Source organism: Paenibacillus xylanilyticus (assembly GCF_047246825.1).
Classification (GTDB): Bacteria; Bacillota; Bacilli; order Paenibacillales; family Paenibacillaceae; genus Paenibacillus; species Paenibacillus xylanilyticus_B.
Genome location: NZ_JBFOLB010000011.1, coordinates 71,147 through 81,104, shown reverse-complemented (window position 1 = coordinate 81,104; position 9,958 = coordinate 71,147). Strand labels below are relative to the sequence as shown.

The following is a 9,958-nucleotide window of genomic DNA, read 5'->3' as shown; positions in this document are numbered from 1 at the left end:
CCAGCGTTCGTCCTGAGCCAGGATCAAACTCTCCAATAAAGTATTGAAAAGAGCGATTAGCTCATTTTGAATCTGACAAGATTAAAAATCTCAATTGTGTTCCGGTTTTCCTACAGCCAGATAGCATGTACCAAAAACCTTCACGTTCATCCTGCAAGCAGGATGTTTACTCACTCGTTGTTCAGTTTTCAAAGATCAAACTGTTTCTGGCCATTTCAAGGCCGGAATAATAATATATCACATTCCAAAGCTATTTGTAAAGCCATTTTTCAGAAAGGATTTCTCAGGCTTTTTTAAGCCGGAAGAACAATATATCATTTACCGAATTAGCTTGCTAGTTGTAAAATATCCCAACAACAACTTACAGTCATAGCTATTTCACAGTTGACTTTATATCTGTGTTCATCCGAAAGTTACCTTTCAAATAGAATCACTATAATATGAGTTGAGTTTCATTCTTCAAGTTCTTTCATAGAATAGGATTAAAAATATCAGATATCTGCAATCTCTTCTAACCCATTATATTTAGAAGTAGATAGTATTTCTACCAATCCCCTGTGTCTGAAAGACCGCTCTTCTCATTTTCACTAAGTATATTAACTGTAGGTATATCAGCGGGAGCCCACCTTAAGCTTTCAATATCATCGTAAGAAACCCACTTTAAACTCTCATGTTCTGTTGCAAATGGGACCCCTGATATAAGTCTAGCATAATAAGTGATCAACTTTACTCTAAGGTTCGGATAGTCGTACACAACTTCCTTAATGTGCTCACCGACTTCGATATCGCAAAGTAACTCTTCTCTGATCTCTCTAATTAGTGCATCCTTCGGATTCTCATCCTGCTCAATTTTACCACCAGGAAACTCCCAGTAGCCAGGCTGAGACATTTGTTGTGATCTAAGTGCACAAAGGACTTGATTATGATCGTTGGTTATAACCGCCCCCACTACATTAACTTGCTTCATCTTATAAGTCCTCCTGTAATGCGAGATCAATAAGTTTGTTTACATCATCTTGTAAATCTAAAACGTGCATTTTTTTGTGACAGTTAGGACAGAGAGCTACCGTATTTTGAATTGTATCTCCTCCTCCCCTTGCCAACCAAATAATATGGTGAGTCTCTAAATAGGGTTCTCCCCATTTATTTTGAAATGGCGCAGGTTGCATACATAGCTGGCATATCCCTTTTGCTCGGCGTTTTGCATATTCTGTAACATATGGGTCCCGTTCATACATCGTGACCATCCCTTGTTTTTGAGCAGTCGTTTTTCGGGAATGACAAGCTCTCTTTTTTAGATCTGCGTTACTCATTTTTCTTGCTCTTTTCTCATGCTTTTCTTTAGCTAATTTCACCAAATCTTCAGAAGGCTTGTAATTCTCCTCTTCTCCAATGACTCTGACTGGAAAAATCCAAACTTTTCTTATCTCCCCTTTCTCGTCAGGCTGATTCTCCTGGTAAACCTCTTCAGCAAGCTCGACTTGTCCGCGATATGTATACTCCATCTCTTTGTAAACTTCAAAAAGATAAACTTCAACACCATTGGTTTTAGATTCATACAGAGTTTTATTTTGAGTAGCTGTCTTGCTTTGATCTCCCCTAGTCCCCATGCCTGTGTAATGAAGAACATCATTTACCCATCGGTCATCGTATAGAGACTTAACATGGTTCGATACAATAATTAATGAATTCTTTTTTAAGGATCTCCTCATCCCTCCTTGCGGTGAGCATTGAAAAATCCTACATAATTGTTCGTTGTTAACTGTGTCACCAGCTCGAAGACCGTGCCAGTTCATTCTTTAATCCCCCTTCTATCTGTTGTACATTTTATAAAAAAAGTATTGTTCTATTTCTCGTCTTTTGTTCGACCAAAATAACGGAACGAACCTATTAGTTGAACAAAGGCAGCCAATTATGTGATTTAGTGACCTCCATGACTTTATTGAACTATCGTATCCCATTAATTGAACGAGCGTATCTTAGTTATTGTATAGGTTTGAATGAAACCTTCCAAATGCCATCATCATCTTTAATCATACTGAAGCCTGATTTACTTTCTACTTCTTCGCTTGCCTGATATTCAATATACCCTTCAAAATCGCTCAATTGTACAAATTTCCCTTTTTCAATATTATTAAATGTTTTAAGGACTTGTTCTTTCGTTCCTCTATCGGAACTCGGGATTTTTTTATCCTCTTCTTTTGACCATTGAACAAAGCCTCGTTTATCCGTGTATAGTGCATAAACAACATCATATTTTTGATCCAAGCTTGCTTGAATATATAACTTCGCTATACTAATTGGTTCTAACCCTCTTAAGTGTTGTTTATTTAGGTCTTTTTGAAAGTTGTAATACACCTTTTGTTCTCTTTCTGATAGTTTAAAATTAGATGATGAGGTTGAGAGTGCTGTCTCAAGTGGTATTATGTCAGCAGTCTTGCCTTCCTTGCTCAAGCAACCTGTAAGTGCGCCAAGTATTACCACCAATGATAAAGCGATTTTCATCTCCATTTTCATTTATAAAAACTCCTTTTCATCGTTTTTTAGGCCCCTTTTTTGCTTCTTATATATTTACAACTTTTCTTTTTTCAACAGAGGTATCAACTAGTTTTATACTCATCAATCTCCATTTATAAAAAGACGTAGTGTACTCGCTTTTAGTTACAAAATACCTTAGGCTACTCGTTGTTGAGCAAAAGCAACCGATCAGTTGATCGGCTGCTTTTTTGATAATAAAGGAAAAGATGAATTATACGAAGCAAATGGAACAAGTGGTTTTACTTGATAACACCTGTAATGTGAATTAACAATCGCAATAGCTAGGTTTTTTTATGCTTTCAACGAGTTTTTGTGACAGAATTTAACCATTTAATTTCACTAACCTGCTCGTTAGCTGAAAAAAGCAGCTGACATATTGATCAGCTGCTTCTGTGTATTATTGAGCTATCGTTTCCTTAGTTGAACTTAATTTAAAACTGTATATGTATACTCCACTGTATCAATCACCAATATAGAAGATGTTTTGAAACAGTGCCACAAAAAATTCAGGCTCTTGTATGGGACAATCGGCTTCAATTTCCAGTCGAGCTTTAAACCAATCGCTCGGTTTCATTTGCCATCTTGCCAATACTCTGTCCGATTGCATGAACCTTGCCGAATCTAATAGATCTTTTTTTATCACATACTCTTGATCTTGATAAGTGACCTTAAACTCTGGAGCAATCTTTTGCCATGTGGTGTAGGTTATATGGTAAGTGTCTTGAGTTTTATTGTGATTAACGAAATACTCGGGTCTGCCGAACCAGGGTGTCTTTTTCGTGCATTGAAATATCGAATGACCTTCTGTGGAACTTACCTCTACTCTCGCGATCCAGTCAAAATCGAAAATAAAATTGCACCATTTTACTAGAATATTCGGATAAACTCGTCGAAATGTACAGACTACATTCTCTTGTTCATCTTTTACCTCAATACATTTAGTTGAAGGTTTCAGTTTTGGTGGATTGTAAAAAAAGACTCTCATTTAACGTCTTTCCTCCTAATAATGCGGCATTACGCGCTCCTTTTTGCTACCATCCTAACATTTATCACTTTAATATTAAACTAGCCTGCCCGATAGCTGAATGAGAAGAAGCAGTTGCAGGACGGCAAACTGCTCTTATTTTGTCTTACTCACCTACCATACCGTCCATATCAGCATCGTTCATATATGGATATAACCAATGTTATATTTAGGTTGGGTAAGTTAAACTGTTGAATTTAAAAGGACCACACATATTAGATATGTCTAAGATGTATGGTTCAATTTTATTTTCTTCAACTAAAGTTTCCCGTTAGCTTAACATCTCGTCGAAAAGTCATTTGAATTGTTTCTAGTTGCTCTCCTTTCATTACCGTCATTTCTAAAATAAACTTAAGCTCCTGAATATCCGAACCTTGGATCGGCAAAACATGGGCGTTTGCGAACAAAAAGTTGTCGTGGTACTTTTGACGAAGAGTGCTCATTATTTGAGGATGCAATTCGATTATCAATGCCTGCTGAATTAACGAACATTGAGTTGTGTCTGTTACTTGTGGGGTTTCTTTGCCCGAAACTGGAGTTTCGATTAGCGAAGTTAACCCAAGTGTTAAAACGAATGTCATAATTAACTTTATCAAATGCAAACACCTCATAGTTGGGATATTTTATTTTCCCCAAAATGAGGCGTTGAATACGGTTTAATTGGAATTAACCTGCCCGTTAGTTAAACAAAAGCAGCCGATCTCGTTGATCTGCTGCTTTCTTTGTATTATTGAGCTATAGTTTCCCGTTAGTTGAATTTTATTATCTAGTTAGAAGTTACATTCAGATGCCTTACAATTTTTTGAGCATCATATTTTACCCAGCCCAATAAAGCTGAACCCCTAGAACTTTGCCAAGGTAGCCCGACAAAATACAATCCAGCTACCTTGGAAACACCTTCAGTATGTTGAATTTGACCATGCAAATCAAATGCGTCCTGAATATCAATCCAATGATCATCTCGCCTAAATCCAGTAGCCCAAATTACATTATTCACCTCGATCTGGGTTCCATCCTCAAATGTAATATAGCTACCTCGCGCGTTTAGTGCTCGAGGAGCAACACTTACTTTTCCACTTTTAATTAGTTGTTTCAGATCATATCCATACACTTGCTCAGCCTGATTTTTCAACCATCTACCAACTGAACTCTGGGTCTTAGCTCGGAGAAATCCGAGTTTTTCAAAGTACCAGAAAATGCTTCGATTCATAATATGCATCGGCTTGAACGAAATCTCGTGTGCTACGGATATGTATATTGATTTGTTTTTATTTTGATCTTTTGCCAACTCTACTGCTATTTGAGCACCAGAGTTTCCTCCACCAATAACCACAGTGTTTCCAGGGCCTAACTGTTCTGGGTTTAAGTATTCTGAAGAGTGTAACTGGATAATGTCATTTGAAAAGGACTTGTAAAAAGGTGGGATATTGGGGACTTGGAACGGACCCGTTGCAACGATAATTTTACGCGCCTCCATCATACCATCGGTTGATTCTACTATGAAGTGATTATCCTTCTTCCAAAGTCGTTTAATTAGACATTTCAGCTTGATCGGGAGCTCCATGTAATTTGCATATGATTCAAGATAACTGGCAATCTCATCTTTACTCGGTAGACCATTTTTATCCCCATTCAACAACATTCCTGGTAATCCATCATACATACGAGGCGTAAAGAGATGGAGTGATTCGTACCGGCGTCGCCAAGAATCGCCTATTGATGATGCAGCGTCCAGAATCATAAAGTTTAAACCCGTTTGTTTTAAGTAATACCCTGCGGCTAATCCTGCTTGTCCAGCACCAATAACTAATACATCGTACATAGTTATCCTCCTTCAATTAAGTTAATGTTGATTATTCTGTTTAGTCTCAATCAAACTTTCGTTTGATTGAGTAATTATAATATGGTAAGGTAACAATAATCAAACATATATTTGATTGACTGGAGGGTATATTTATGAAGGATAGTTGTGAAATTTACTGTTATGACGAGCCTAAAGTTCGTAAAGTTCAAAAGGCATTAGAACAGCAAGATATAAAGAGCATGGCCAAGATGTTTAAAGTGTTGGCTGATGAAACTCGAATGAAGATCGCGTTTGCTTTATGTGAAGAAGACGAACTTTGTGTATGTGACGTGGCCAATATTACGGGGTCCTCACTTGCTACCGCATCTCACCATTTGCGGTCGCTAAAACAGCTTGGAGTAGCTAAATACAGAAAAGAAGGAAAGTTGGCGTTTTATTCACTGGAAGATGATTACGTACGCCAATTAGTTCATTTAGCTTCAACACATAGCAAGGAGTTGATGACGCATGCAACAACATGAGGAAGAAATAAGTAACAAAGAGGTCTATCGTGTACAAGGGTTTACCTGTACAAACTGTGCCGGTAAATTTGAAAGTAACGTAAAAAGTCTTCCCGGTGTCACAGACGCACAGGTTAATTTTGGGGCAGCCAAAATTACCGTTATGGGAAATGCAACTGTCGAAGAGTTAGAAAAGGCAGGTGCCTTTGAAAACTTAAAGATAACGCCTGAAAAACAACGGATTATAGAAAAGAAAGAGCCTTTTTGGAAAGAGAATTGGAATGTGCTTTTGTCCCTTTTATTGATGGCGGCAGGTTATTACTTGGCCTCGCACTATGGAGAAGAAGCCTTGGTTCCTGCCTTGGCTTTTGGTGCTGCTATTATTATTGGCGGATATGAACTGTTTAAAAAAGGGATCAAGAACTTATTTCAGCTACAATTTGATATGAACACGCTGATGACTGTTGCCATCATTGGAGCAGCTGCTATCGGAGAGTGGGGCGAAGGTGCTGTTGTTGTGTTGCTCTTTGCCATTAGTGAAGCGTTAGAACGGTATTCTATGCAAAAAGCACGTCAGTCAATCCGTTCACTTATGGACATTGCACCCAAAGAAGCTCTGATTCGACGTGGTTCTGCTGAAATGACCATAAGTGTTGATGATATCCAAGTTGGAGACGTTATGATCGTCAAGCCAGGACAAAAACTGGCTATGGATGGAGTTGTAATAAAAGGAACGTCGACGTTAAATCAGGCAGCTATCACGGGAGAGTCTGTTCCTGTCGCTAAAACTGTTGACGATGAAGTGTTTGCCGGAACACTAAACGAGGAAGGGTTGCTTGAAGTCAGAGTTACCAAACATGTTGAAGATACAACAATATCCAAAATCATTCATCTCGTGGAAGAGGCGCAAGCTGAACGGGCACCATCTCAAGCTTTTGTGGATCGGTTTGCTAAATACTACACGCCTGCAATTATGGTGCTGGCTTTAGGCATTGCCACTATTCCGCCTTTGCTGGGTGGGGACTGGGGAGATTGGATATATCGTGGGTTGTCCTTGCTTGTAGTAGGGTGTCCTTGCGCGTTGGTCATCTCTACCCCAATTTCGATTGTTACTGCCATTGGAAATGCAGCGAAAAACGGTGTATTGATTAAAGGTGGTATTCATCTTGAAGAGGCTGGGCGCATTTCAGCAGTTGCATTTGATAAAACAGGTACCCTTACTAAAGGATTCCCGGAGGTAACGGATATCGCTGTATTTGGGGAACATAGTGAGGGCGAGATGCTTTCCATTGCTGCTGTAATTGAAAAAGGATCACAACATCCTTTAGCATCAGCAATTGTACGAAAAGCTGAACAAATGGGTGCCGATCTCTCCATTTCAGTTGATCACTTTCAATCAATCACAGGGAAGGGCGTCAAAGCTTCGGTCGGACAACAGCAATATTATATTGGTAGCCCTAAACTGTTTGATGAACTGGAAGCTGAGGTATCCAGTTCAATACGTGAACAAATTACCATGCTTCAGACTCAAGGGAAGACGGTAATGGTGCTGGGGACGCAACATGAAGTCATTGCCTTAATCGCGGTTGCCGATGCCGTACGTGATTCGAGTAAGGCTGTTATTAATGAATTACATTCTATCGGTGTAAAAAAGACGATCATGCTCACTGGTGACAATCAAGCGACAGCTAACGCAATTGGGCAGCAATTAGGTGTAGCAGAAATTAAAGCAGAACTGTTACCTCAAGACAAATTGGATTACATCAAGAAGCTCCGGGGAGAGTATTCTCATGTAGCGATGGTGGGTGACGGAGTAAATGATGCACCTGCACTTGCGGCTTCCACTGTAGGTATAGCAATGGGTGGCGCAGGTACTGATACTGCTCTTGAGACAGCTGATATCGCACTAATGGCAGATGATTTACGAAAATTGCCTTACACTATTCGTTTAAGCAAAAAAACACTGGCGATCATCAAACAAAACGTATCTTTTTCATTAGGGATAAAGTTGTTAGCGTTAATGCTCATCGTTCCGGGATGGCTTACTCTATGGCTTGCGATTCTTGCTGATATGGGAGCAACTTTGATTGTGACCCTTAACAGCTTAAGACTTTTAAAGATAAAAAAAGAAAAGTAATACGATCCGACCGCTGAAAGGCGGTCCTTTTTGTAACTACTATACTACCTATCCTAATCGTTAGCTTAACGAAAAGATAGCCGACTTATTAGTCGGCTGTCTACTTTAATTATAGTATTGCGTTTTATTGGATCTCACAACAAACTCATGCTTCTAAGTTGCATTAAAGAAATCATGAAAATTTCTTAACGCGGCCATTGCACGCCAAACTATGGGTTAAGTCACATAAAAAATTTCTAAAGAGAAAGTTTTAAATGCGGGGATCCCCATCAAAACTCAATTATACAACTGTAATAGTCCCATAATACATATACATCCCACAATTGAAATTATATGTTCCAGGTTTTAAGTCATTTAAGGTAATGAAGTTATCTCCCTTCTCAAGATACACATCAATACCTAGATCTGTTGACTCAATACTTTTTATACAAGTGTAGCCTGTTTGTTTTATAAAATTTAATTTTGTAGGAACACCCGCTTTAACTACAATATTCTCTTGGCTAAAACCATTTGATTTTACATCCACTGAAATAACTTGATAACCTGCATTTTCTTGAACAGAATTCTGTTCCTTATTTTGAGAAGAAACTACTGATGTTCGATTATCTTGATACTGATTAAATAACAGCAAACCCACCGAAACAGTTCCAAAGGCAACAGTTATTATACCTGCAATAAAGGGCACGCTAATGCCACCGCTTGTTGGTTTATTGGTTTTAACTGAATCTGAGTTTGTTAATTGAAGAACAACACAAAATATAAGGATAAACAAGATATCAACAAACAATGCCATGATATAGGTAAAACCAAGCATAGATCCGAGCATGGCACCCATCATTCCACCCATGATTCCAGCTAACATGCCATCTAACGATGCCAGTACACTCACAGGTTTTCCTGTAAAGTAACCGGTCCCTAAACCAAATAAAATAGCGATGATGGTAGGGACAGCCAAATCGTGATCAAACACAATCCCTAGTTGAAAACCAAGGGCAAGACTAGACATCATTCCAATGCTCATAGCAATCATCATTCCAGGCATACCTGTGACTCTATCTTTTCGTCTATAGGTATTCAGCACAATGTATCCGGATAAAACGATAATCATTACTATGCTTAATAACGTAAGTAGCATTATAAGCCTCCCGATATATAAAATTTTAAATAATCATGTACTACACATTGTAGTGTATTTATGAATCGAATACAGTTTAAATTCGAAACATTCAGTAATTGTTCATAAAATTACTGTGCTATTTAGGCAAACGGCTCAAAAAAGAAAGTCTTTTTTTAAATATCTGGATTTTGTTGAAGTGTTTTTCGATAATCCTTCGGGCTAATTCCCATAATATCTTTAAATTTTGATGAAAAATGTCCACTATTACTATAACCTAGATTGAGCCCAATCTCTGTAATGGACAACGTCTTTGTTTCCATTAAAGACTTCGCTTTTTCGATACGTAATTGATGAACGTATTGCAAGGGTGTATAACCGGTAATGGCTTTAAAGGTTCTCTGAATATAGAAGGGATCTTTTTTTACATGCAGGCTTATTGACTGCAACGAAACATTTTCATGATAAACTTTGAAAATATATTGTTTTGTTTCTTCGACGAGCTCTTCCTTATATCCCTTCCATGCATTCTCATCCGGTTTACATCGCCTACATGGTCGAAATCCTTCAAGCAAGGCTACGCTCACATCACTGAATATAACTACATTTTTAGGGTTAGGTGTGCGTGAAGTGCATGAAGGCCTACATACCGTTTTGGTTGAGCGAAGTGCATAATAAAATAATCCATCAAAGCTTGGATCATTGTCTTGGATAGCTTTCCACTGTTTTTCGTTCATATGAAGCCTCGTTTCGAATTGAAAGTCAATTATATAGATGTAATGAATTCTTCGATAAGGTACACTTGTGCCAAAGAGTTCCGTGCACGTTCTCTTCGTTTTGT

Annotated in this window: 10 protein-coding genes; 2 read left to right on the top strand and 8 right to left on the bottom strand. The window is 38.3% G+C overall.

Annotated features, from left to right (window positions below):
* Positions 1–544: 544 nt before the first annotated feature.
* The 6 genes from AB3N00_RS29555 to AB3N00_RS29530 all read right to left on the bottom strand — a co-directional run bounded on the left by AB3N00_RS29555 (position 545) and on the right by AB3N00_RS29530 (position 5,384).
* Positions 545–967 (bottom strand): (deoxy)nucleoside triphosphate pyrophosphohydrolase, encoded by a 423-nt coding sequence (locus AB3N00_RS29555; protein WP_413037690.1) that lies wholly within the window; start codon positions 965–967, stop codon positions 545–547.
* Between the two features lies 1 nt (position 968).
* Complete coding sequence (locus tag AB3N00_RS29550; RefSeq protein ID WP_110756259.1) at positions 969–1,796, bottom strand: HNH endonuclease signature motif containing protein; 828 nt, start codon at positions 1,794–1,796, stop codon at positions 969–971.
* Between the two features lie 187 nt (positions 1,797–1,983).
* Entirely contained in the window at positions 1,984–2,517 is a 534-nt protein-coding gene (locus tag AB3N00_RS29545) for an RNA polymerase subunit sigma (RefSeq protein ID WP_413037689.1), read from the bottom strand.
* Between the two features lie 481 nt (positions 2,518–2,998).
* Positions 2,999–3,523 (bottom strand): hypothetical protein, encoded by a 525-nt coding sequence (locus AB3N00_RS29540; protein ID WP_110756256.1) that lies wholly within the window; start codon positions 3,521–3,523, stop codon positions 2,999–3,001.
* Between the two features lie 293 nt (positions 3,524–3,816).
* Entirely contained in the window at positions 3,817–4,158 is a 342-nt protein-coding gene (locus AB3N00_RS29535) for a hypothetical protein (protein ID WP_413037688.1), read from the bottom strand.
* A gap of 170 nt (positions 4,159–4,328) precedes the next feature.
* Positions 4,329–5,384, bottom strand: a complete 1,056-nt coding sequence (locus tag AB3N00_RS29530; RefSeq protein WP_413037687.1) for a flavin-containing monooxygenase — start codon at positions 5,382–5,384, stop codon at positions 4,329–4,331.
* 134 nt (positions 5,385–5,518) lie between these two features.
* Here AB3N00_RS29530 and AB3N00_RS29525 point away from each other — a divergent pair, with 134 nt between their 5' ends.
* Together AB3N00_RS29525 and AB3N00_RS29520 are read left to right on the top strand one after the other, a co-directional pair.
* Positions 5,519–5,887 (top strand): ArsR/SmtB family transcription factor, encoded by a 369-nt coding sequence (locus AB3N00_RS29525; RefSeq protein WP_413037686.1) that lies wholly within the window; start codon positions 5,519–5,521, stop codon positions 5,885–5,887.
* Entirely contained in the window at positions 5,874–8,003 is a 2,130-nt protein-coding gene (locus AB3N00_RS29520) for a heavy metal translocating P-type ATPase (protein WP_413037685.1), read from the top strand. Before AB3N00_RS29525 ends, AB3N00_RS29520 begins: the two co-directional genes overlap by 14 nt.
* Before the next feature lie 280 nt (positions 8,004–8,283).
* Here AB3N00_RS29520 and AB3N00_RS29515 read toward each other — a convergent pair whose 3' ends face one another.
* Both AB3N00_RS29515 and AB3N00_RS29510 read right to left on the bottom strand, forming a co-directional pair.
* Entirely contained in the window at positions 8,284–9,138 is an 855-nt protein-coding gene (locus AB3N00_RS29515) for a cupredoxin domain-containing protein (protein ID WP_413037684.1), read from the bottom strand.
* 155 nt (positions 9,139–9,293) lie between these two features.
* On the bottom strand, positions 9,294–9,854 hold the full coding sequence (locus tag AB3N00_RS29510; protein WP_413037683.1) for a bifunctional transcriptional activator/DNA repair enzyme AdaA: 561 nt from the start codon (positions 9,852–9,854) through the stop codon (positions 9,294–9,296).
* Positions 9,855–9,958: the final 104 nt, after the last annotated feature.